This window comes from Streptomyces formicae (assembly GCF_002556545.1).
GTDB classification, from domain to species: Bacteria; Actinomycetota; Actinomycetes; order Streptomycetales; family Streptomycetaceae; genus Streptomyces; species Streptomyces formicae_A.
This window is the reverse complement of record NZ_CP022685.1, coordinates 5719773-5741346: the sequence shown is the minus strand read 5'-3', so window position 1 is coordinate 5741346 and position 21574 is coordinate 5719773. Positions and strand designations below refer to the sequence as shown.

20 protein-coding genes are annotated in these 21574 nt (G+C 71.7%); 8 read left to right on the top strand and 12 right to left on the bottom strand.

Annotated features, from left to right (window positions below):
* The first annotated feature begins 82 nt into the window (after nt 1–82).
* On the top strand, nt 83–523 hold the full coding sequence (locus KY5_RS25090) for a hypothetical protein (RefSeq protein ID WP_098244339.1): 441 nt from the start codon (nt 83–85) through the stop codon (nt 521–523).
* Here the strand turns inward: KY5_RS25090 and KY5_RS42250 are convergent.
* Nucleotides 511–3822 carry an ATP-binding protein gene (locus tag KY5_RS42250; protein WP_199843220.1) on the bottom strand — a complete coding sequence of 1104 codons (3312 nt, stop codon included), beginning with the start codon at nt 3820–3822 and terminating at the stop codon, nt 511–513. The two genes, KY5_RS25090 and KY5_RS42250, sit on opposite strands and share 13 nt — an antisense overlap.
* 137 nt (nt 3823–3959) lie before the next feature.
* Here KY5_RS42250 and KY5_RS25080 point away from each other — a divergent pair, with 137 nt between their 5' ends.
* Nucleotides 3960–4991 (top strand): NADP-dependent oxidoreductase, encoded by a 1032-nt coding sequence (locus tag KY5_RS25080; RefSeq protein WP_098244338.1) that lies wholly within the window; start codon nt 3960–3962, stop codon nt 4989–4991.
* Here KY5_RS25080 and KY5_RS25075 read toward each other — a convergent pair.
* Together KY5_RS25075 and KY5_RS25070 are read right to left on the bottom strand one after the other, a co-directional pair.
* The gene (locus tag KY5_RS25075) at nt 4969–6162 is read right to left on the bottom strand and encodes a glutathionylspermidine synthase family protein (RefSeq protein WP_098244337.1); all 1194 of its coding nucleotides are present in this window, start codon (nt 6160–6162) and stop codon (nt 4969–4971) included. The two genes, KY5_RS25080 and KY5_RS25075, sit on opposite strands and share 23 nt — an antisense overlap.
* Before the next feature lie 40 nt (nt 6163–6202).
* The gene (locus KY5_RS25070; RefSeq protein WP_098244336.1) at nt 6203–6595 is read right to left on the bottom strand and encodes a hypothetical protein; all 393 of its coding nucleotides are present in this window, start codon (nt 6593–6595) and stop codon (nt 6203–6205) included.
* 164 nt (nt 6596–6759) lie between these two features.
* Here KY5_RS25070 and KY5_RS25065 point away from each other — a divergent pair, with 164 nt between their 5' ends.
* Nucleotides 6760–7623: a hypothetical protein gene (locus KY5_RS25065; protein WP_098244335.1), complete on the top strand. Its 864-nt coding sequence runs from the start codon at nt 6760–6762 to the stop codon at nt 7621–7623.
* Nucleotides 7624–7666: 43 nt separating this feature from the next.
* Here the strand turns inward: KY5_RS25065 and KY5_RS25060 are convergent, their stop codons facing one another.
* Nucleotides 7667–9097 carry a PLP-dependent aminotransferase family protein gene (locus KY5_RS25060; RefSeq protein ID WP_098244334.1) on the bottom strand — a complete coding sequence of 477 codons (1431 nt, stop codon included), beginning with the start codon at nt 9095–9097 and terminating at the stop codon, nt 7667–7669.
* Between the two features lie 47 nt (nt 9098–9144).
* Here KY5_RS25060 and KY5_RS25055 point away from each other — a divergent pair, with 47 nt between their 5' ends.
* From KY5_RS25055 to KY5_RS25045, 3 genes are read left to right on the top strand one after another with little or no spacing between them, the layout of a single operon-like run.
* Nucleotides 9145–9669 (top strand): carboxymuconolactone decarboxylase family protein, encoded by a 525-nt coding sequence (locus KY5_RS25055; RefSeq protein WP_098247461.1) that lies wholly within the window; start codon nt 9145–9147, stop codon nt 9667–9669.
* Entirely contained in the window at nt 9666–10112 is a 447-nt protein-coding gene (locus KY5_RS25050; RefSeq protein ID WP_234362850.1) for a carboxymuconolactone decarboxylase family protein, read from the top strand. The genes KY5_RS25055 and KY5_RS25050 overlap by 4 nt, the downstream gene beginning before the upstream one ends.
* Complete coding sequence (locus KY5_RS25045; protein ID WP_098247463.1) at nt 10109–10840, top strand: isocitrate lyase/PEP mutase family protein; 732 nt, start codon at nt 10109–10111, stop codon at nt 10838–10840. The genes KY5_RS25050 and KY5_RS25045 overlap by 4 nt, the downstream gene beginning before the upstream one ends.
* A gap of 89 nt (nt 10841–10929) precedes the next feature.
* Here KY5_RS25045 and KY5_RS25040 read toward each other — a convergent pair whose 3' ends face one another.
* From KY5_RS25040 to KY5_RS25020, 5 genes are all read right to left on the bottom strand, one after another.
* Nucleotides 10930–11895 (bottom strand): ABC transporter substrate-binding protein, encoded by a 966-nt coding sequence (locus tag KY5_RS25040; protein WP_199843218.1) that lies wholly within the window; start codon nt 11893–11895, stop codon nt 10930–10932.
* Between the two features lie 2 nt (nt 11896–11897).
* Nucleotides 11898–13865 carry an ABC transporter permease gene (locus tag KY5_RS25035; protein WP_098244332.1) on the bottom strand — a complete coding sequence of 656 codons (1968 nt, stop codon included), beginning with the start codon at nt 13863–13865 and terminating at the stop codon, nt 11898–11900.
* A complete protein-coding gene (locus KY5_RS25030; RefSeq protein WP_098244331.1) occupies nt 13865–14980 on the bottom strand; it encodes a quaternary amine ABC transporter ATP-binding protein in 1116 nt (371 codons plus the stop codon). The genes KY5_RS25035 and KY5_RS25030 overlap by 1 nt, the downstream gene beginning before the upstream one ends.
* Nucleotides 14977–16512 carry a GMC family oxidoreductase gene (locus KY5_RS25025; RefSeq protein WP_098244330.1) on the bottom strand — a complete coding sequence of 512 codons (1536 nt, stop codon included), beginning with the start codon at nt 16510–16512 and terminating at the stop codon, nt 14977–14979. Before KY5_RS25025 ends, KY5_RS25030 begins: the two co-directional genes overlap by 4 nt.
* A 141-nt stretch (nt 16513–16653) precedes the next feature.
* Nucleotides 16654–18183 carry an aldehyde dehydrogenase family protein gene (locus tag KY5_RS25020; RefSeq protein WP_199843216.1) on the bottom strand — a complete coding sequence of 510 codons (1530 nt, stop codon included), beginning with the start codon at nt 18181–18183 and terminating at the stop codon, nt 16654–16656.
* Nucleotides 18184–18348: 165 nt separating this feature from the next.
* Between KY5_RS25020 and KY5_RS25015 the strand changes: the two genes are divergently transcribed.
* Nucleotides 18349–19188 (top strand): hypothetical protein, encoded by an 840-nt coding sequence (locus KY5_RS25015; protein WP_098244328.1) that lies wholly within the window; start codon nt 18349–18351, stop codon nt 19186–19188.
* Between the two features lie 10 nt (nt 19189–19198).
* Here KY5_RS25015 and KY5_RS25010 read toward each other — a convergent pair whose 3' ends face one another.
* Nucleotides 19199–19780 (bottom strand): hypothetical protein, encoded by a 582-nt coding sequence (locus KY5_RS25010; protein ID WP_234362849.1) that lies wholly within the window; start codon nt 19778–19780, stop codon nt 19199–19201.
* Nucleotides 19780–20025 (bottom strand): helix-turn-helix transcriptional regulator, encoded by a 246-nt coding sequence (locus KY5_RS25005; RefSeq protein ID WP_055554276.1) that lies wholly within the window; start codon nt 20023–20025, stop codon nt 19780–19782. Before KY5_RS25005 ends, KY5_RS25010 begins: the two co-directional genes overlap by 1 nt.
* A 38-nt stretch (nt 20026–20063) precedes the next feature.
* On the opposite strand from KY5_RS25005, the gene KY5_RS25000 reads away from it, so the two are divergent.
* Complete coding sequence (locus KY5_RS25000; RefSeq protein WP_234362848.1) at nt 20064–20405, top strand: hypothetical protein; 342 nt, start codon at nt 20064–20066, stop codon at nt 20403–20405.
* Between the two features lie 49 nt (nt 20406–20454).
* Here KY5_RS25000 and KY5_RS24995 read toward each other — a convergent pair whose 3' ends face one another.
* Nucleotides 20455–21402 carry a LysR family transcriptional regulator gene (locus tag KY5_RS24995; RefSeq protein ID WP_098244327.1) on the bottom strand — a complete coding sequence of 316 codons (948 nt, stop codon included), beginning with the start codon at nt 21400–21402 and terminating at the stop codon, nt 20455–20457.
* Nucleotides 21403–21574: the final 172 nt, after the last annotated feature.

Here is a 21574-nt window from a genome sequence, read left to right as displayed (position 1 = left end):
TTTACTTCTCTTTTGTCCGGATTGGTGAAGCTGTGCGGGGTGGGGTTCTGTGGGGGTACGGGCGTGGCACTGGGGGGCACTGGTGGCGGCGGCACTGCTGCTGTTCGCGGCCTGTCAGTTCGCACTCGGCGAGGAGGACAAGGCCCCTCGATACGTCAAGGACGGCACCGCGGACCTCGAACTGAGCGTCACAGGCCGCCCGATACCGGAGACGCTGGCCGTCGTCGAGCAGGCCCTGGTGCGGCTGAAGGAACGGGACGCCGAAGGTCTCGCCGAGCTGGCGGAGGACGACAACGGAGCGCGGAAGACCGCCCGGGCCTGGGTGAAGAAGTGGGGGGACGCGGCACAGAAGCCGGTCGTCGCGGACTTCGGCGACGACACGATCAGCACCTGGATCACCGAGCTCAAGTTCGAGGGGGAGGCAGAGCCCCTGTCGATCGACCTCAAGCACAAGGGCGAGGGCAAGGGGGACCCCAGCCGTGAGATCGGCATCATCATGAGTCCCGGGTACTACGACGGCTGATGGGTCGCGCGGATGCGCTGGAGGGCGCGGCCCACGTCCTTGCGTTCGGCGGGCGGCAGGGGCGCGCCCGCTGCCTCGCGGAGGGCGGCCGCGGTGCCGAGGAGTTCGGCGGCGTGGGTGGGATCGTCGGCCAGGGCGCGGGCGCCCGCGAGTCCTTCCAGGGCGAGGGCCACGGCGCGTTCGTCGCCGGTGGTGCGGGCCACGGCCAGGCCGTCGCGGTGGAGTTCCTCCGCGCGCGGGGCGTCGCCGCGCTGTTCGGCGACGTAGCCGAGCTGGGCCAGGATCAAGGCCGTGCCGGAGTCGACGCCGAAGCGGCGGTTGAAGTCCAGCCAGGGCACGAGGAGTTCCTCCGCGGTGTCCAGGTCGCCGCGGTGGCGGGCGCCGATGGCCAGGCCCGTCTCGGCGAACTGCTGGGCGGGGCGGTGCGACTGCTGGGCGGCGAGGCGGGCCGCGCGCTGGTGGTGGTCGGTGGCGGCGGGGTCGTCGCCGGTCAGGAGGGCGAGTCTACCGAGGCGGGAGAGGCGGAAGGAGAGGTCGGTCCAGAGTTCGAGTTCCTCGGCGCCGCGCAGGCCGTCGCGTTGGAGACGGGCCGCTTCGTCGTAGTCGGCGGCGATCTCGGCGAGCACGCCGAGTTGTTCTGACGACTGCAACTGGCCCCAGCGGTCGCCCAGTTCGGTGAAGAGGGCAGCGCTGCGGGTGGCGTTGTCGCGCAGGGCCACGAGGTCGCCGCGGTAGAGGGCGCGGGTGGCACGGGTGGACAGGGCCGCGGCCTCGCCCCAGCGGTCGCCCGCGGCCCGGAACTCGGCGAGCAGCGCGTCGACCCGGGCATCCTCGCTCGCCGTGTGGTCGAACCCGCACCGCGCGAAGGCGAGCAGCCAGCGGGAGCGGGCGTCAGCGGGGGTGGTGGCCTCGCGCTCGCAGGTGAGGCCGTGCGCGCAGGTCTCCTCGCCGGTCAGCAGGGCGAAGGCGGCGTGGGCGGAGGCGGCGGCAGTGCGGGCCGAGCGGAGGTCCGTGGCGTGGACCTGAGGTTCCGACGTGAGGTTCAGGGCCAGGTCCAAGGAGCGCATGGCCTCGCGGAGGCGGCCGCGCAGGAACCAGTACCAGGTCAGGGCGTTGACCAGGCGCAGGGCCGTGGTGGCGTCGGCTTCATCGGCGGACCACTCCAGCGCGGCGCGCAGGTTCACCGCCTCGCGGTCGAGCCGCCGCAGCCAGCTCCGTTGTCCGGGGCCGCGCAGGGCGGCGGCACCGCGTTCGGCGAGGGCGGCGAAGTGGTGGGCGTGGCGGCGGCGCAGGGTGGCGGTCTCGGCGGCCTTGTCGAGGCGTTCGAGGCCGTACGCGGTGACGGATTCGAGCATGCGGTAGCGGATCTCGGGGGTGGCCCCCGGCGCCGGGGTGAGGAGGGAGCGGTCCACCAGGCGGGTGACCAGGTCGAGGACGTCGTCCTCCACGACCACCTCGGACGCGACACCCTCCGGTCCGGCCGACTCCGACCCGGCAGCCTCCGGCCCGACCGACTCCGGTCCAGCCGACTCCGGCCCTACCGACTCCGGAGGTGACAGCACCTCCTCCGCGCTCTCCAGGGTGAAATCGCCGCTGAATACAGCCAGTTGACGCAGGGCCCGGCGTTCCGGGGGCGTGAGGAGCTCCCAGCTCCAGTCGATCATCGCGCGCAGGGTGCGCTGGCGGGCCGGGGCGTCGCGGCGGACCTGGTTCAGGAGGCGGAAGCGGTCGTGCAGGCGGTCGGCGAGGGCGTGCACGCCCAAGGCGCGTACGCGGGTGGCGGCGAGTTCCACGGCGAGCGGGATGCCGTCGAGGCGGCGGCAGATGAGGGCGGCGGCCTCGCGGTTGCCGTCGTCGAGGACGAAGCCGGGCGCGGTGGCCGCCGCCCGGGTGGCGAAGAGCCGCAGCGCCTCTTCCTCGCCGAGCGGCGCGACCGCCTCGATGATCTCGCCGGACAGGGCGAGCGGCTCCTGACTGGTGGCGAGGATGCGCAGGTGCGGTGCGTGGCGCAGGAGTTCGGCGGCGAGGTCGGCCGCGGGGCCGAGGACGTGTTCACAGTTGTCGAGGACCAGCAGGAGCCGACACCCCGCGAGAGCCCGCCCGAGCCTCCCGAGCCGACCGGACTGTCCGAGCCGACCGGGCTGTCCTATCCGACCGGGCTGCTCAAGCCGTCCCGGCTGCCCGAGTCCCTCAGATGCCACGGTTGACCCGTCGGAGGAGGCCGACGCCGCCCCCGGCTCCGGCTCCGGCGGATCAGCCGGGGCGTCGTCGCGGATGCCGAGGGCCGCCGCGACCGTGGAGGTCACCTCGCCCCGGGTGCCCGCGAGTTCGGCCAGGTGGATGCCGTCGGGGAAGTGCTCCGCCAGGGCCGCCGCCGATTCCAGGGCGAGGCGGGTCTTGCCGACGCCGCCGGGCCCGGTGAGGGTGACCAGGCGTCCGGACATGATCAGTTCGCGTACGCGCTTGACCGCCTGTTCGCGGCCGATGAGGCCGGTGACCTGCGCGGGCAGGTTCATGAGCGGCCGCGCCACGGCAGACACGGCAGGCGAGGCGGACACGTCCTGGCGGAGCATCGCCTCGTGCAGGGCGCCGAGTTCGGGGCCCGGATCGATGCCGTGTTCGTCGGCGAGGCGCAGTCGCAGGTCTCGGTAGGACTCCAGCGCCTCGGCCGTGCGGCCCGAACGGTACAGGGCGGTCAGGTAGGTGCCGCGCAGCCGTTCACGGAGGGGCTCCCGCGCGACCAGTGGCGCGAGTTCGTCGGCGAGCAGCGCGTGTTCGCCGAGGCCGAGGCGGAGTTCGGCCAGGGTCTCCTGCGCGGTGAGCCGCTGCTCGTCGAGGTGCGCGACCGTCTCGCGTACGAAATCGGCGTCGCGGAAGTCGGCATACGCGGGTCCGCGCCACAGCGCCAGGGCGTCGGTCAGGAGTGACGCTTTCGTACGGGGATCGGCGCCCGCGTCGTACGCGCGCGAGGCCAGCGAAGCGAACCGGTCGGCGTCCACGTCCTCGCGCGAGACGCGCAGCTCGTATCCGGCAGGACCGCGTGCGACGAGGCCGCGGCCGCCCGGCTCGGCCGCCTCCAGGGTTCGGCGCAATTGGGAGACCTTCGTCTGGAGGGAGTTGCCGGGCGACGACGGAAGCCGGTCGCCCCAGAGATCGTCGACGAGCGTGTCCACCGGGACCGGGCGGCCCGCCCGCACGAGGAGCGCGGCGAGCAGCGCGCGCACCTTCGGCTCGGGAGCGGGCGCGGCCGCCCCGTCCCGCGTGCGCACCACCAACGGGCCAAGCACCTCGAATCGCATACGGCCACGTTAATCGGGCCCGCACGGCCGCTGACGGGCCCCCGTGCGCGGACCGTCAGAGTTCCGTGCGCGCGACCCGGCACGGTGGTTCCCGTGAGCGACACCGCAAGAAGCCCGAAGCACCGGAAGGAACCGTCATGACCCTCTCCCGCGAAATCCGCCTCGCCGCCCGCCCCACAGGCGAACCCACCCCCGCCGACTTCGAGTTGGCCACCACCGAGGTACCCGGCGAGCTCGCCGAGGGGCAGATCCTCGTACGCAACACCTGGATGTCGGTCGACCCGTACATGCGGGGCCGCATGGACGACGTGCCGTCCTACATCCCGCCGTTCCAGTTGGGCGCGCCGCTGGAGGGCAGCGCGCTCGGCGAGGTCGTCGCGTCCAACGCCCCCGCCGTGCCGGTCGGCGCCACCGTCTCGCACTTCCTGGGCTGGCGGGAGTACGCCGTGGTCGACGCCGCCGCCGCGACGGTCGTCGACACCTCGATCGCCCCGGCCGACGCCTACCTCGGCCCACTCGGCACGACGGGTCTGACCGCGTACGCCGCGCTGACCCGCACCGCTCCGGTGCGCGAGGGCGACGTCGTCCTCATCTCGGCCGCGGCGGGCGCGGTCGGCAGTGTCGCCGGGCAGATCGCCCGCGAGCTCGGCGCCTCCCGGGTGATCGGCTCGGCGGGCGGTCCCGCGAAGACGAAGAAGCTCCTGGACTCCTTCGGGTACGACGCCGCCATCGACTACCGCGCGGGCGGCCTGCCCGAGCAGCTCGCCCAGGCCGCGCCCGACGGCGTGGACGTCTACCTCGACTCGGTCGGCGGCGACCACCTGGAGGCCGCGATCGGCGCGATACGTCCCGGCGGCCGCATCGCGCTGGTCGGCGCCATCAGCACCTACAACGCGACCGGGCCCGTGCCGGGACCGAACAACCTCTTCCACGCCGCCAAGCAGGAGGCGACGCTGCGCGGCATGCTCGTCACCAGCCACCTCGATCTGTTCCCTGAGTGGATCGGCCGCGCGGCGCCGCTGCTCGCCGACGGCGCACTGCGCACCGAGCAGACCGTCGTCGACGGCATCGAGCGGGCGCCCGAGGCGTTCCTCGGGGTGCTGCGCGGGGCGAACACCGGCAAGATGCTGGTCCGTATCGGCGCCGTCACAGGATCACATGAGGGATGAACCGGGCGTACTCGTCCGTGATCAGCCCCGCCGATTCCCTGATGCCGAGTCCCGCCGCCTCGTCCTCGACGACCCACGCGCCGAGGACGACGCGGTTGCCGTCGAAGTCCGGCAGGGGCGCCAACTCCTGATAGCAGCAGGGCTCTTCACGGGGCAGGAGTGCGGCACCCCGTTCACCCGGTTCGTGCACGGTCACCCCCGCGCCCTCCCTGCCGAGCAGCGGCTTCGCCACGTAGCCCCGCGTGGTGGCCAGCTCGCGCGGCCCGTCCAGATACGCGGGCAGCAGGTTCGGGTGCCCCGGATACAGCTCCCACAACACGGCGAGCAGCGCCTTGTTGGAGAGCAGCATCTTCCAGGCGGGCTCGATCCACAGCGTGGAGCCGGTGCCGCCGCCGTTGTCGAGGGTCTCCAGGACGTGCGGCGCGAAGCGGTCCGCGGTCAGCCACTCCCACGGGTAGAGCTTGAAGCAACTCCGCATGAAGCGCAGCTTCTTGTCGACGAAGCGGCCCGAGAGCCGGTCCCAGCCGATGTCCTCCATGGAGATGGATTCGGCGGCCAGGCCCGCCTGTTCGGCGGTCTCGCGCAGGTACGCGACCGTCATCAGGTCCTCGCCGAGTTCATCGGCGGCGGAGTGCGCGAAGTACAGGGGGCCGCCGGGCGGAAGGAGCGGGGCCTGCTTCTTCCAGGCGTCGACCAGGCGTTCGTGGAGGGAGTTCCACTGGTCGGCGCCGGGGAAGCGCTCCTCCATCCAGAACCACTGGGGGCTCGCCGCCTCGACCAGGGACGTGGGGGTGTCGGCGTTGTACTCCAGCATCTTGGCCGGGCCCGTGCCGTCGTATCGGAGATCGAACCGCCCGTACAGGGAAGGGAGTTCGGCCTTGCGGCGCCATGCCTCGGCGACGGCGTCGACCACCCTCGGGTCCGTGATCCCGAGGTCGCCGAAGCGGTCGTGCGCGACGATGTGCTCCGCCGCGGCGAGGCACATCGCGTGCAGTTCCTCGACGACCTCCTCCAGCGCCTCGACCTCGGGGAGGGAGAAGACGTAGTACGCGCTCTCGTCCCAGTAGGGGCGCAGCGAGTCGTCGGGGTAGCGGGTGAGCGGGTAGACGAGCCCCTGGTCCTCGACGGTCTGCTGCCAGCCGGGGCGGGGGTCGATGGTGCGGCGTTCCATGTCTCGGCGTCTCGCGTCTCGCGTCTCGTGTCTCGGCGTCTCAGCCGCCGCCGCTGCCGCTGCCCGAGCAGCCGAAGCCGTCGCGGTCGACGGCCTCGCTGCGGCTGAAGGTGCCGTGATCGGCATAGCGGCCGTCGACGTCGGCGTCGTAGTACCAGGTGGGATCGGTGCGGCCGGAACCCTTGGCGGTGCCGGTGCCCTTTCCGGTGCCGGTGCCGTACGAGGCGCCCGCGCCCGTCTTGCGTCCCGATGTCCCCGTCTTGCAGCCCTTGTCGCTGACGATCTTGTAGCCGAGGAGCGCGTCGTAACTGTCCCGGTCCACGCAGCGCCGGTCCGGGTCCGAGCCGCAGGAGGTCAGGGCGGCGGCGAGGACGCCCATGCCGCCGAGTACGACCGTGCTGGACCGCAGCCGCCGTGGTTGCTTCTGTGCCATGTTCCGCTCCCCCGTCGTCCTGCTTCGTACGTTGATCGCCGATCAGCGTAGGTAACACCCGGCACGCCCCGGCGGGCGCCTCCCCTCGGTGTCCCTTGGGTCCGTTGGATCCCTTGGGTCTCCTTTGACTCGCCTTCCTCTACAGTCACTTCGTGTCTCTTGGGATGATTTGCGCTCTCGGTTCAGCGGTCTGCTTCGGCACGGCCTCGGTCCTCCAGGCGGTCGCCGCCCGCGCCACCGCGCCCGGCACGGGGTCCGGCGTCGACCCCGCGCTGCTCCTGCGCGCCCTGCGCCAGTGGCGCTACCTCGCCGGACTCGCGCTCGACGGACTCGGCTTCCTGCTCCAGATCGTCGCCCTGCGCTCCATCCCGATCTACGCGGTGGGCGCGGCCCTCGCCGCGAGCCTCGCCGTCACGGCGGTGGTCGCCGCGCGCCTCCTGCACGTACGGCTCAGCGGCGTCGAGTGGGGCGCGGTGGGCGTCGTCTGCGCGGGCCTCGCGATGCTGGGCCTGGCGTCCGGGGACGAGGGGGAACGCACCGGCTCGACCACGCTTCGCTACGTGATGCTGGGCGTCGCGCTCGCCGTCCTGCTCCTCGGCGCGGTGGCGGGCCGACTGCCCGACCGGGGCCGGGCCCTCGCGCTCGGCCTGGGCGCGGGCTTCGGCTTCGGCGTGGTCGAGGTGACCGTACGCCTGATCGACGACATCTCCCCCGGCGCGCTCGTCACCAACCCGGCGACGTACGCCCTGCTGCTCGGCGGAGGCGCCGCCTTCCTGCTCCTCACCTCGGCCCTGCAACGCGGCTCGGTGACCACGGCCACCGCGGGAATGGTGATCGGCGAGACGGTCGGCCCGGCGCTCGTCGGCGTGGTCTGGCTCGGCGACCGCACCCGCGAAGGGCTCGCCTGGCTGGCGGTCCTCGGCTTCGCGGTGGCGGTCGCGGGCGCGCTGGCGCTGGCGCGGTTCGGCGAGGCGCCGGAACAGGCCGACGGACCCGAGGAGTTGACCCGGCCCGCGCCGAGGAGCTGAGCTCGAACGCCCGCTGGCGCCCGGGGAAGCAACCGGCGGCCCTTCACGGAAGCACCCGGCACAGCGCCTCCAGCGCCCCCGCCCACGCGTGCTCCGCCGGTGTCCCGTACCCCACCACCAGCGCGTCCGCCTGCCGCACCGCCGCGCGCGGATGCCGGAAGCGGGACAGGCCCTGCACCGCGAGGCGCTCCCAGTTGGCGGCCTGGACGACGGACTGCTCGGTGCCCTGCGGGAGTTCGACGACCGCGTGCAGGCCGGCCGCGATGCCGGTGGCGCGGGTCTCGGGGGCGCGCTCGGCCAGCGCGGCCACCAGGTGGTCGCGGCGGCGCCGGTAGCGCAGGCGGGCGGCGCGCACCTGACGGTCGTACGCGCCCGAGGTGATGAACTCCGCGAGCGTCAGCTGGTCCAGGGCGCCGCACGACCAGCCCGACGCGTCCTTCTCGCCGAGGACCTCGTCGCGCAGCGCGGACGGCAGCACCATCCAGCCGAGGCGCAGTCCCGGGGCGAGCGACTTGCTGGCCGTGCCCAGGTAGACGACGCGTTCGGGGTCCAGGCCCTGGAGGGCTCCGACGGGCTGGCGGTCGTAGCGGAACTCGCCGTCGTAGTCGTCCTCCAGGATCAGTCCGCCCTCGCGCCGCGCCCAGTCGACGGCCGCCGCGCGCCGCTCGGGCCGCAGAGGCACGCCCATCGGGAACTGGTGCGCGGGGGTGAGGAGCACCGCCTTCGAGGCGCCCGCGCCCGACCCGCCAGACCTGCCGGACCCCAACCCGGCCGTGCACGTGCCCAGTTCGTCGAAGTCGAGCGGCGCCGTGCGCAGGCCCGCGCGATGCAGCAGGTTCCAGTGGACGTCCAGGCCGTACGACTCCACGGACACCTCCCGCACGCCGCGCTGCCGCAGCACCCTGCCCAGGATCGAGAGGCCGTGCACGAAACCGGCCGTGACGACGATGCGGTCGGGGTCGGCGCGCACGCCACGGGCCCGCGCGAGGTAGCGGGCGAGCGCCTCGCGCAGTTCGACGCGGCCGCGCGGATCGCCGTACCCGAGCGCGTCGTTGGGGGCGGCCGCCAGCGCGCGGCGGGCCGCCTTGAGCCACTCGGTGCGCGGGAACGCGGACAGGTCGGGGGTGCCGGGCGTGAGGTCGTACGTCGGCGCCCCGCCCTTCCTGCGCGGCGTCGCCGCCCGCACCGGCGGCGCGACGACCCGCTCGGCCACCCGCGTGCCCGAACCCTGCCGCGCGGTGAGCCAGCCCTCGGCGACCAGGTCGGCGTACGCGTCGGCGACGGTGTTGCGCGCGATGCCGAGGTCGACGGCGAGCGAGCGGGACGACGGCAGGCGCGTGCCGGGAGCCAGGCGGCCGCCCCGCACCGCCTCGCGCAGCGCGTCGGTCAGCCCCTTGCGCACCCCGCCGCGCGACGCCTCACCGCCCGTCTCCAGGTGCAGGTCGACGCCCAAAGTGGCCCATGTTTCTCCCATGGAAATGGACCATACCCGTGGGCTACCCCGACCGTAGGCTCGATCCCATGACGACGAACGAGAACACCACCGGGACCACGACGGGCGCCACCAAGGAGTACGTCCACGAGCACAGCCCCCGCCTGGACTGGGCGAAGCACGCCCCCGAGGTCTTCAAGGCCATGATCAAGCTCGACACGGCCGCCCGTAAGGGCCTCGACCCGGTGATCTTCGAGCTCATCAAGATCCGCGCCTCGCAGCTCAACCACTGCGCGTTCTGCCTCGACATGCACACCAAGGACGCCCTCGCGGCGGGCGAGAGCGTCGAGCGGATCATCCAGCTCAGCGCCTGGGACGAGTCGCGGCACTTCTACACCGCCAAGGAGGTCGCCGCGATCGAGCTGACCGAGGCGATCACCGTCCTGACCGACGGATTCGTGCCGGACGAGGTGTACGCATCGGCCGCCGAGCACTTCGAGGAGGCCGAGCTCACCCAGCTCATCGCCGCGATCACGGTCATCAACGCGTGGAACCGCTTCGGCGTCACCACCCGCATGGTGCCGGGCCACTACAAGGCCGGGGAGACCAAGTGACCGCCCGTACCACGCACTTGGACAAGGGCGTCGCGGGCGCGATGAGCGCGCTGAGCGGCGCCGCCAAGCAGGGGCTCGGCGATCCCGTGCTCGCCGAGCTCGTGATGATGCGCGCCTCGCAGATCAACGCGTGCGCGTTCTGCCTCGACATGCACGTGGACGCCGCTCTGGAGGGCGGCGAGACGCCGAAGCGCATCGCGCTCCTCAACGCCTGGGAAGAGGCCGGGGAGTTGTTCACCGAGCGCGAGCGTGCGGCGCTCGCGCTGACCGAGGCGGTCACCGTCCTGACCGAGGGATTCGTCCCCGACGCGGTGTACGAGGTGGCGGCCAAGCACTTCGGCAAGGCCGAACTCGCCCATCTCATCGGCCTGATCGCCGTCATCAACAGCTGGAACCGGCTGATGGTCAGCCGCCGCATCGCGCCCGGCGGGCCCGCGTGGTGAGCGCCGTCGAGACGCTGCGCGCCCTGCACCACGACCGGGCGCCCGGCGATCCGCTGGTCCTCCCCGGGCCGTGGGACGCCGCGAGCGCACGGGTCTTCGAGGAGGCGGGCAGCCCGGCGCTCGCCACGCCGAGCGCGGGGATCGCCCTCTCCCTCGGGTACGAGGACGGTCAGGTGCCGCCGGACGAGATGTTCGCGGCGGTCGCCCGGATCACCCGGGCGGTCTCCGTGCCGGTGACGATGGACGCGGAGGCGGGCTACGGCCTCGGCGCCGGGGAGCTGGTGGACCGGCTCCTCGAAGCGGGCGCGGTCGGCTGCAACCTGGAGGACTCCTCCGGAGGCAAGGGCGCGGAGGCTCTCCGCGACCCCCGGGAGCAGGCGGATTGGCTCGCCGAGGTGCGGGAGGCCGCGGGGGAGCGGCTCGTCATCAACGCGCGGGTCGACACGTTCGTACGAGGCGTCACCGATCCGGAGCGTGCGGTGGAGCGGGCCCGCCTGTACGTGGCGGCGGGCGCGGACTGCGTCTATCCGATCCTGGCGCCGGTCGAGGCGATCCCCGTGCTGCGGGCCGGGATCGAGGGGCCGCTGAACGTGGTGGCCAGGCCGGGTGGCCCCTCCCTCAGGGAGCTGGGCGAGCTCGGCGCCACGCGGATCACGTTCGGGCCCGGTCTGCTGCACCGGACGATGTCGGCGCTGCGGGGCATCGCGGACGAGTTGACCTGGGCGTAGAGACGTAGAGACGCAGAAGACGTAGAGACGTGGAAGTGCCGGGTGCCTCCGAAGAGGCACCCGGCACCGGCACGACGGAAACGACCGCCCTACTTGGGAAGCCACGCCTTCCACTTCGACGGGTTCTTGTCGATCCACGCCTTCGCCGCGTCGTCCGGCGACATCTTCTTGTCGGCGATCATCAGGGAGACCTCGTTCTGGTCCGCCTCCGACCACGTGAAGTTCTTCAGGAACTTCGCCGCCTCGCCGCCGTTCTTGGCGAAGTCCGCGTTGAAGTACTTCTGGAGCGGCGTGTGCGGGTAGGCACACTTGATCTTGGCGGGGTCGGCGTCGCAGCCCTCCTTGTACTCGGGCAGCTTCACCTCCGTCATCGGCACCTTCTCGAACAGCCACTGCGGCTTGTACCAGTAGGTGAGGAACGGCTTCTGCTTCTTGGCGAACTGCTCGATCTGGGTGATCTGCGCCGCCTCGGACCCCGCGAAGACCACCTCGTAGTCGAGGCCGAGGTTCTGCACGAGGGCCTTGTCGTTCGTCACGTACGACGGGGAGCCGTCCATGAGCTGGCCCTTGTCGCCGCTCTCGGACGTACGGAACTGGTCGGCGTACTTGTTGAGGTTCTTCCAGTTGGTGACGTCCGGGTGCTTCTTGGCGAAGTACGTCGGGACGTACCAGCCGATGTGCCCCGTCACGCCGACGTCGCCACCGGGGACGATCGTCTTCTTGTCCTTGACGTAGCGCTGTTCCTGCTCGGGGTGGCCCCAGTCCTCCATGATCGCGTCGACGCGGCCCTGGCTGAGGGCGTCCCAGGCGGGGACCTCGTCGATCTGGACCTTGTCGACCCGGTAGCCCAGCTCGTTCTTGAGCAGGTACTCGGCGACGGCGACGTCCGCCTGCGCGCCGACCCAGGACTGGACCGAGAGGGTCACCGTCTTGGCCCCGGCGGCGTTCGCGTACGGCGACGCCTGCTTGGTCATGTCGGCGGCACCGCAGCCGGAGAGCGCGAGCAGCGCGCCGACCGCCGTGACCGCACTGGTCACACGCGTACGTACCCGCATGGTCACGCTCCCTTCTTCGCGCGGCGTTCCGTCGGCTGCGTGACCCGGTCGAGCATCAGGCCGAGGCAGACGATCGCGGCACCGGCCACCAGGCCGGTCGCCAGGTCGCCCTGCGCGATGCCGAACACCACGTCGTAGCCGAGCGCGCCACCGCCGACCAGACCGCCGATGACGACGACGGCGAGGACCAGGACGACGCCCTGGTTGAGGGCGAGGAGCAGCGCGGGGCGGGCCAGCGGCAGCTGGACCTGGCGCAGTTGCTGCCAGCTGGTGGCGCCGAGGGAGCGCGAGGACTCCATCGCGGCGGCGTCGACCTGGCGCAGGCCCTGCGTGGTGATGCGGACGACGGCGGGCAGCGCGTAGACGACGGCCGCGGCGACCGCGGGGGCGCGGCCGATGCCGAAGAGGGCGACGACCGGGATGAGGTACACGAACTGCGGCATCGTCTGGAAGACGTCGAGCACCGGGCGCAGCAGGCGTTCGAGCCGTGCGCTGCGGGAGGCGGCGACGCCGATCGCGAAGCCGAGCACCAGCGTGACGGCGACACCGGCGAGGACCTGCGAGAGCGTGTCGAGGGACTTGTTCCACACGCCGAGCACGCCGATCGCGCCCATCGCGGCGACGGCGGTGAGCGCCGTCTGCCAGGTGCCGATCAGCCAGGCGAGCGCGGCGACGATCAGCAGGACCGACCACCAGGGCAGTCCCTGGAGGCCGTCGCGGACCGGGTTCAGGACCCAGGTGGTGAAGTGCGCGGCCCAGTCGGCGGTGCCGCCGACGACGGGCACGTCGGTGTAGAGGTGGTCGACCATCCAGTCCTTGGCCGTGTTGACCGAGGGGGCGATGTTGACGACCCAGCCGGTCGGCCAGTCCACGCGGTCCGCGAAGCGGGCGGCGAGCGCGGCGACGACGGTGACGGCGGCCGCGATCGACCAGCCGCGCCAGCCGCGCAGCGGCGAGTCGTCCTCGACGTGCGCGCCCATGCGCTCGCCCGCGGCGCCGGTCACCCGGTCCAGGACGACGGCGAGCAGCACGATCGGGATGCCGCCGGCGAGCGCCTGGCCGACGTCGACGGTGGAAAGCGCCTGGTAGACGCGGTCGCCGAGGCCGCCGGCGCCGATCACCGAGGCGATGACGGCCATGGAGAGCGCCATCATGATCGTCTGGTTGACGCCGAGCATCAGCTGCTTGAGGGCGAGCGGCAGGCGCGCGGAGAAGAGCCGCTGGCGCGCGGTCGCGCCGAGCGAGCTGACCGCCTCCATCACGCCGCCGTCGGCGCCGCGCAGGCCGAGCGCGGTGAGCCGGGCCATGGGCGGGGCCGCGTAGACGACCGTCGCGATGATGGCCGCGGGGACGCCCATGCCGAAGACGAGGGCGAACGGCAGCAGGTACGCGTACGCGGGGAGGACCTGCATGGTGTCCAGGACCGGGCGCAGGATCCGGAAGATCCGGTCGTTGAGCCCGCCCGCGAGACCGAGCAGCAGGCCGAGGACGACCGAGGCGAGGACGGCCACGATCATCAGGGCGAGCGTCTGCATGGTCGGGACCCACATGCCGAGCAGTCCGCACACGGCGAACGACGCGGCGGCCATGACGGCGAGCTTGACGCCCGCGACGCGCCAGGCGATGAGCCCGGCGGCGGCGGTCACACCGGCCCAGCCCGCGGCGAGCAGCACCAGGTAGACGCCGCGCACCGAGAGGACGATGGCGTTGCTGATGTGCCCGAAGAAGTAGGTGAACAGCCAGTGGCTGTCCCGGTTGTCGATGATCCAGTCGGTGGTCTTGCCCAGCGGCTCGGTCAGGTCGACGGTGAGCGCGTCCGGCCAGGCGCCGGACGCCCACTTGGCGTTGAGGATCGGCACGACGACGGCCGCGGCGACGGCGAGCAGCAGGAGCTTGCCGACGGCACGGTGCCTCAGGAGCGCACCGATTCCGGTATCTCGTACGGGACTCGATGCGGTGGCGGTGGCCATCAGGCGACCACCTCACCCTTGTCGGGGGCCGTTCGCGCGGCTGACGAGGTACCGGCGACCACGTCGAGCAGTCCCGCGTGGTCCACCACGCCGAGGCAGCGCTTGCCGTCCATGACGCGCACCGGGAAGCCGGAGCGGGCGACGGCCTCGATGGCCTCGGCGACCTTGGCGTCGGGCGCGAGGGCCGCGCCGCGGGCCTCCTCGTCGGCGTCGGCGGGGCGCATCGCGCTGCGCACGGTCATCACGTCGGCGCGGGCCACGTCGCGGACGAAGTCGCGGACGTAGTCGTCGGCCGGGGAGCCGACGATCTCCTCGGGGGTGCCGAGCTGGACGACCTTGCCGTCGCGCATCAGGGCGATGCGGTCGCCGAGCTTGAGGGCCTCGCTGAGGTCGTGGGTGATGAAGACCATCGTGCGGCCCTCCTCACGGTGCAGCCGGACGACCTCTTCCTGCATGTCGCGGCGGATCAGCGGGTCGAGCGCGCTGAACGGCTCGTCGAACAGCAGGACTTCGGGGTCCACGGCGAGGGCGCGGGCCAGGCCCACGCGCTGCTGCTGACCGCCGGAGAGCTGTCCGGGCCTGCGCTGCTCGAGACCGTCGAGGCCGACCTTCGCGACGACTTCGAGGGCCTTGGCGCGGCGCTCGGCCTTGCCGACGCCCTGGATCTCCAGGCCGTACGCGACGTTGTCGAGGACCGAGCGGTGCGGCAGGAGGCCGAAGTGCTGGAAGACCATGGCGGCGCGGTGCCTGCGCAGTTCGCGCAGTCGGGCCTTGTCCATGGCGAGGACGTCCTCGCCGTCGATGGCGAGCTCGCCCGAGGTCGGCTCGATGAGCCGGGTCAGACAGCGTACGAGGGTGGACTTGCCGGAGCCGGAAAGGCCCATGACGACGAAGACTTCACCCTTGTTGACCTCGAAGGACACATCGCGCACGGCGGCGGTGCAGCCGGTCTGCTCGCGCAGTTCGGCGGGGCTCAGGCCGTGCAGCGAGGTGTCGTCGGGTATGCGCTCCGCCTTGGGCCCGAAGACCTTCCAGAGGTTCTTGACGGCGAAGACGGGTCCGTCCGCGCTCGTCTTGTCGGTGTCCGTGGATGTCGTCACGGCGGCCTCGCTCATCGGCCGTCACCGCCCAGCATCTCGGCACATTTCTCCCCGACCATGAGTACTCCGATCATCGGGTTCACGGCGGGCATCGTCGGGAAGACGGATGCGTCCGCGATACGGATTCCGGCCATGCCCCGGATCTTCAACTCCGGGTCCACCACTGCGAGTTCATCAGTGGAAGCACCCATTCGGCAGGTGCCCGCAGGGTGGTAGACGGTGTGTGCGGCCTTGCGCACGAGTTCGCTGATCTCGGCGTCGTCGGTGACCTCGGGGCCGGGGAAGACCTCGCGCTTGAGCCACTTCTTGAACGGCTCGGCCTCGGCGACCTTCCGCGCCAGCTTGATGCCGTCGACGAGGGTCTGCCCGTCGTAGTCGCCCTCGTCCTCGAAGTACCTGAAGTCGAGCGCGGGCTTGACCTCCGGGTCCGCCGACGTCAGGTAGAGACGGCCGCGGGCACGGGACTTGGGGATGTTCGGCGTCATCGACACACCGTGCTCGGGGCGCTCGTAGCCCAGGCGCTCCGGGTTGTCGGTGAACGGGATCTGGTAGAAGTGGAACATCAGGTCCGGGCCCTTGTGGTCCGGGTCCCGCTTCACGAACAGACCGGCGTCCGAGTCCATCGCGGAGTTGCCGGGCAGCGGCCCGTTGGTCTCCCAGACGATGACCGACTCGGGGTGGTCGATGAGGTTCTCACCGACGCCCGGCAGGTCGTGTACGACCGGGATGCCGAGGGCTTCGAGGTCCTTCTTCGGGCCGATGCCGGAGTGCATGAGCAGGCGCGGCGTGTCGACGGCCCCGGCGCAGACGAGCACCTCGTTACGGGCGGTGAGGAGCTTCTCCACACCCTCCTTCGTACGGATGTGGACGCCGCGCGCGATCTTGCCCTCCAGCTCCAGCTTGGTGGCCCAGGTCTCCAGGAAGAGGTGGAGATTGGGGCGGTCACCGGCCTCCATGTGGGGGTGCAGGTAGGCGACCGAAGCGGAGGAGCGCTTGTTGTTCTCCGGGTGGTACGAGAGGTCGAAGAAGCCGACGCCCTCGTCGAAGGGCTTGTCGTTGAAGCCGACGACCTCGGGGACGCCGAGCGCGGTCTTCGTCGCCTCGACCCAGTCGGTGGCGATCTGGTTCTGGTCCTTCTTGGCGACGCGCACGATGTTGTTGCGCAGCTTGCCGAAGTAGGGGTCCATGGCCTTGGCGCCCCAGCCGGCCGCGCCCGCCTCTTCCCACTCGTCCCAGTCGGAGGGCAGCGGCTTGAAGGAGATCAGGGTGTTGTGCGACGAGCAGCCGCCGAGCACCTTGGCGCGGCTGTGCAGGATGTGCGAGTTGCCGCGCGGCTGTTCCGTGGTCGTGTAGCCGTAGTCGAGGTCGCCGCCGAGCAGGCCGAGCCAGCGGCGGAGCGTGAGGACGTCCTCGCGGTCGATGTCGCTGGGGCCGCCCTCGATGACGGCGACGGTGACGTCGGGGTTCTCGGTGAGGCGGGACGCGATCACCGATCCCGCGGTGCCGCCACCGACGATGACGTAGTCGTACTCGGTCTGGTCAGACATGCCTGCGTGCTCCTCTTCCTGCGAGGTCGTGCCAAGGTGCTTGCGCGTAATGAGCGGGGGGTGCTCGGGGGGGTGAAGGTGCTTGACGTACGTGCGCGGGGCGGTGTGTGCCGCCCCGCGCGAACCGCTACGTGCCGGGGCTCAGCCCGCGAACCAGCGGACCGGCTGTGGCGCCAGGTTCTGGTAGATGTGCTTGGACTCGCGGTACTCGGCGAGTCCGGCGGGGCCGAGCTCGCGCCCGACGCCGCTCTTGCCGAAGCCGCCCCACTCCGCCTGCGGCAGGTAGGGGTGGAAGTCGTTGATCCAGATGGTGCCGTGGCGCATCCGGCGGGCCATGCGGCGGGCGCGGCCCGCATCGGTGGTCCACACGGCGCCCGCGAGGCCGTACTCGGTGTCGTTGGCGAGCGCGACGGCCTCGTCCTCGGTGCGGAAGGTCTCGACGCTCAGGACGGGCCCGAAGACCTCCTCGCGGACGACCTTCATCTCGCGGTGGCACTGGTCGAGCACGGTCGGCTCGTAGAAGTAGCCCTCGGCGGGACGGACGTCGCTGGGCTCGGGGCGCTTGCCGCCGGAGCGGAGCACCGCGCCTTCCGCCAGGGCGGAGGCGACGTACGCCTCGGTCTTCTCGCGCTGCTGCTGGGAGACGAGCGGGCCGCACTCGACGCCCTCTTCGGTGCCCCGGCCGAGCTTGATCTGCTGGGCCCTGCGGGCGAGTTCGGCGACGAAGCGCTCGCGGACCGACTCCTCGATGATGAGGCGGCCACCGGCGGAGCAGACCTGCCCGCTGTGGATGAAGGCGGCGTTCAGCGCCTGGTCGACGGCGGTGTCGAAGTCCTCGTCGGTGGCGCAGGCGTCGGCGAACACCACGTTGGGGTTCTTGCCGCCGAGCTCCAGGGCGACCTTCTTCACGCCGAGCGCGGCGGCCTGGGCGACCTTGGTGCCGGAGACGAGGCCGCCGGTGAAGGAGACCAGGTCGACGTCGGAGTGGTCGGACAGGCGGGCGCCGACGGTGTGTCCCGGGCCGGTCACGATGTTGGCGACACCGGCGGGCAGGCCCGCCTCGACGAGCAGCTCGATCAGCGCGACCGTCGTCAGCGGAGTGACCTCACTCGGCTTGATGACGAAGGTGTTGCCCGCCGCGAGCGCCGGGGCGATCTTCCAACTGGCCTGCAGGAGCGGGTAGTTCCAGGGCGTGATCATCGTGCATACGCCGACGGGCTCGTGCACGACGACGCTGTGGATGTCGTCGGACCCGGCGTCGACGACACGGCCCGCGCCCTCACCGATGACGAGATCGGCGAAGTAGCGGAAGGCGTCGGCGACGCAGTCCACGTCGACCCGGCCCTCTTCGAGGGTCTTGCCCGCGTCGCGGCTCTCCAGGAGACCGATCTCCTCGCGGTCACGCACCAGGAGGTCGGCGACCCTGCGCAGGAGCGCGGCGCGCTCGGCGACCGGCGTGCTCGGCCAGGGGCCCTCGTCGAAGGCGGTGCGGGCGGCTGCGATGGCGGCGTCCGCGTCTTCCGTGGAGCCCTCGGCGATCACGGCGAACGGCTTGGCGTCCGCCGGGTCGAGGATCTCGCGGGTGGCGCCGGAGGCGGCGCTCAGCCACTCTCCGCCCACATGGATGGTCTGTTGTGCGGACACGTCCCGTTTGCCTTCCGTTCCTGTCATTTGCCCCGCCTGTCACTCGCGGTAGCCGGGTGCACCTGCCCTGAGGTGGAGAAAGCATGCGCAACCCGTGGCTGAAAGTGCGCTGTGTCACTGCGCGTGCGGGCACTCGGACCCAAACGTACGCTCGATGCATAGTTTGTCACCGGAGGTGACGGAATGAGCAGAATGTCCAGGAAGCGCGTGACGGGGAGTGCGGCCTGCTGCGCGGCCGCCCTCCTCATCCTCCCCGCATGTTCGTCGGACGGCGACGGCAAGGACAAGGTCAAGGACAGGACCGGTGGTGTCGGGAACCTGAGCGCACGGGAAATCTCCGACAAGGCCAAGCAGGAACTGCTCGACGCGAAATCGGTGCACATCTCGATGAGAGCGACGGGCTCGGACGCCACGAAGGACACGGATTCGGACACCGAGTCCGACTCCGACGCGGACACCGACTCGGACTCGGACGACCCGGCGTCGATGGAACTGACCCTCGACCGCGACGGCAACTGCGTCGGCTCGATGAAGATGGCGAACGGCGCCGCTCTTGAGCTGGTCAAACGCGGCGACAAGGTGTGGGTGAAGCCGGACGAGAAGTTCTGGAAGACGCAGGTGCCCGGCGGCGAGGGCGAAGCGGCGGCCGAGATCTTCAAGAACCGCTACGTCCACGGCACCACGAGCGATGTGATGCTCAGGGAGGTCTCCGAGGTCTGCGACCTCCGCAAGGTCCAGAAGGAGATCGAGGACGACTCCGACGACGCGACGAAGTCGCTGGCCAAGGGCGAGCCCACCACCCTCGACGGCACCGACGTCATCCCGCTGACCGGCAAGGACGACGGCAAGGAGACCACTCTCTACGTGGCCACCGAGGGCAAGCCGTACCTGCTGAAGGCGGTGGAGAAGGGCGACGGCGACGACACGACGACGACCTTCTCCGACTACGACAAACCGGTCCCCTCGAAGACGCCGTCGGCCGACGAGTCGGTCGACGTCTCCAAGCTCCAGCGGCAACTCCAGAAGATCTGAGCCACCCGGCTCAGACCCCGACCGGCTCCCCGTCGACCTCGTCGGCCTCGTCGGCCTCGTCCACCGGCTCGTCGGCGGCCGTCAGGCCCGCCATCCACAGCGGCATCAGCCAGTGCACGACGAACACGCTGAACAGCACGGGGAAGATCAGCCCCTCGACCTCGAACCCGGCGAGGCCCGCGCAGCCCACGGCGACGGTCGCGCCGAGCAGCAGCCACATCATCGCCTGGTGGGCGCGGGTCACCACGCGGTCCTTCTCGGCGCGCTGACGCTCGTCCAGGGCGCGGGCGCGCAGTTCGAGGAGGCCACGGGTGGCGCCGTTGATCACGCCGGTCGCGACGCACCACGGCAGCAGGACGCCGAGGATCCCGAACGTCGCCCAGCGCTCGTCACCGAGCACGGAGTAGAGCCAGCACGCGATGCCGAGCGCGGTCAGCGCCATGTGGGCGACGACGACGACGCGGCGGCGGCCCGCGGTGGCGTACAGCGGGGCGGCCTCGCGGCGGTTCATGATCGCGTACATGCGCCGGTCGTATCCGGTCATCCGCGCCTGCGCCTGTGCCTGCCCCTGCCGCGCGCCCTTGCCGCTCATCACTGATTCCTCCCGTAGACCTGATCGGTGAGCGGGCGGAACGGGTCGAGGGAGAACAGCGCCTCGACCGGCAGCTCGAAGAACTTCGCGATCTTCAGCGCGAGGTCGAGGCTCGGGTTGTACTGCCCCCGCTCGATGTAGCCGATGGTCTGGTAGTGGGCCCCCACCGCCTCGGCCAGGCTCTGGCGCGACACCTTCCGCTCGGCGCGCACCATCGCCAACCTGTTGTGCACTTGCTCGCTCATGTATAAGAACTACTACATTCATGAGCAGGTAAGCAATGATGAGCAACTGCATGGGAGTGACCGGCATGTTCGGCAAGCGGGAGACGGCAGTGGTGGTACTGCGCGACGCGGACGCGATCGCGGAGTCGATCCGGGCGGCACTGGCGGACGCGAGCGAGGCGGAGCGGCCGGGCCTCGAACGCGCGGCCGCACTCGTCGCGGCTGCCGCCGAGGGCGGGGACGCCGAGCTGCGCGCCCGGTGGGTCCGCCGACGGCTCGCGGACGCCGGGTACGAAGGGGAGCTCGACGCGGTGGCGGCGGTCAAGTCACTGCGGCAGGCGGAGCCGGGCCTGAGCCTGGTGGCGGCCGTACAGCTGACGAAGGAGGCGGCGGCGAGGTAGCGCGGGAGCGCGGCGGGTCACTCGCCTTCGCCCGACTCACGGGGGCGGGTCACTCGCCCCCCCCCTCCCGCGCCAGGAGGTCCCGCACGCACCCGCGCAGCCACGCGTGCGCGGGATCCGCGTCGTGCCGCGGGTGCCAGGCCATGCCCAGCGGGAGCAGCGGCAGGTCGAGGGGCACGTCGAAGGTGACGAGCCCCAGACCTTCCGCCAGGGGACGGATCCACGAGGCGGCGAGGCCCACCAGATCGGTGCGCAGCAGGACGAAGACGGACGACGAGAACGTCCCCATGCTGCCCACCACCCGCCTGCTCAGGCCGAGTTCGGCGAGCGCGGCATCCAGCGGACCGGCCAGACGCCCCCGGCGCGAGACGGTCAGATGCGCCGCGTCCGCGAGCCGACGCGCCGTCAACTCCCCTTTGAGCAGCGGGTGTCCGGGTCGTACGACACCGAGCATGCGGTCGTCGTGGAAGTGCTCGACGTGCACCTCGGGCGAGGTCGTGTCGATCACGCCGACCTCCAGGTCGGCGATGCCCTGCCGCAGCAGGGGCGCGTCCAGATGACTCTCGCCGAGGAACCGGAGCCGTACGCCGGGAGCCTCCTCGGCGGCGCGGGCGAAGAGCCCGGGGCCGTACACGGCGGCGAAGGCGTCGGTGCCGAGGATCGTGAGCGTGCGCGAGACCGTGCGCAGGTCCACGGCGCCGGGCCCCGCGAAGAGCGCGCGGGCCCGCTCCACCACCGCGCTCACCTCGGCCCGCACGGCCAGCGCGTGCGGCGTGGGCACCATCTGGCGGCCCGCCCTGACCAGGATCGGATCGCCCAGGGCCTTGCGGACGCGGCCGAGGGTGCGGCTCATCGCGGGCTCCGACAGATGCAGCCGCCGCGCGGCGCCCGACACGCTCTGCTCGTCGAGCAGCACGTCGAGGGCGACGAGCAGATTGAGGTCGAGCCCCGCGGCACCCACGGGGGCGCCCTCTGATCCGGATTGCGTCACGCGCATTCATCCCCTGCAAAAGATGCACTGGAAAGCAGGTCACTGCCGAGCCTACGGTGAACGGGCATCCCCCACCACGACGCTCCCGAGGAGGAGTCTTGCCCTCGCCTGCCCGCACGCCCGCCGACACCCCGGCCCGCACCCCGACCTCCGCGCCTCCCGCACCGGCCTCCGCACC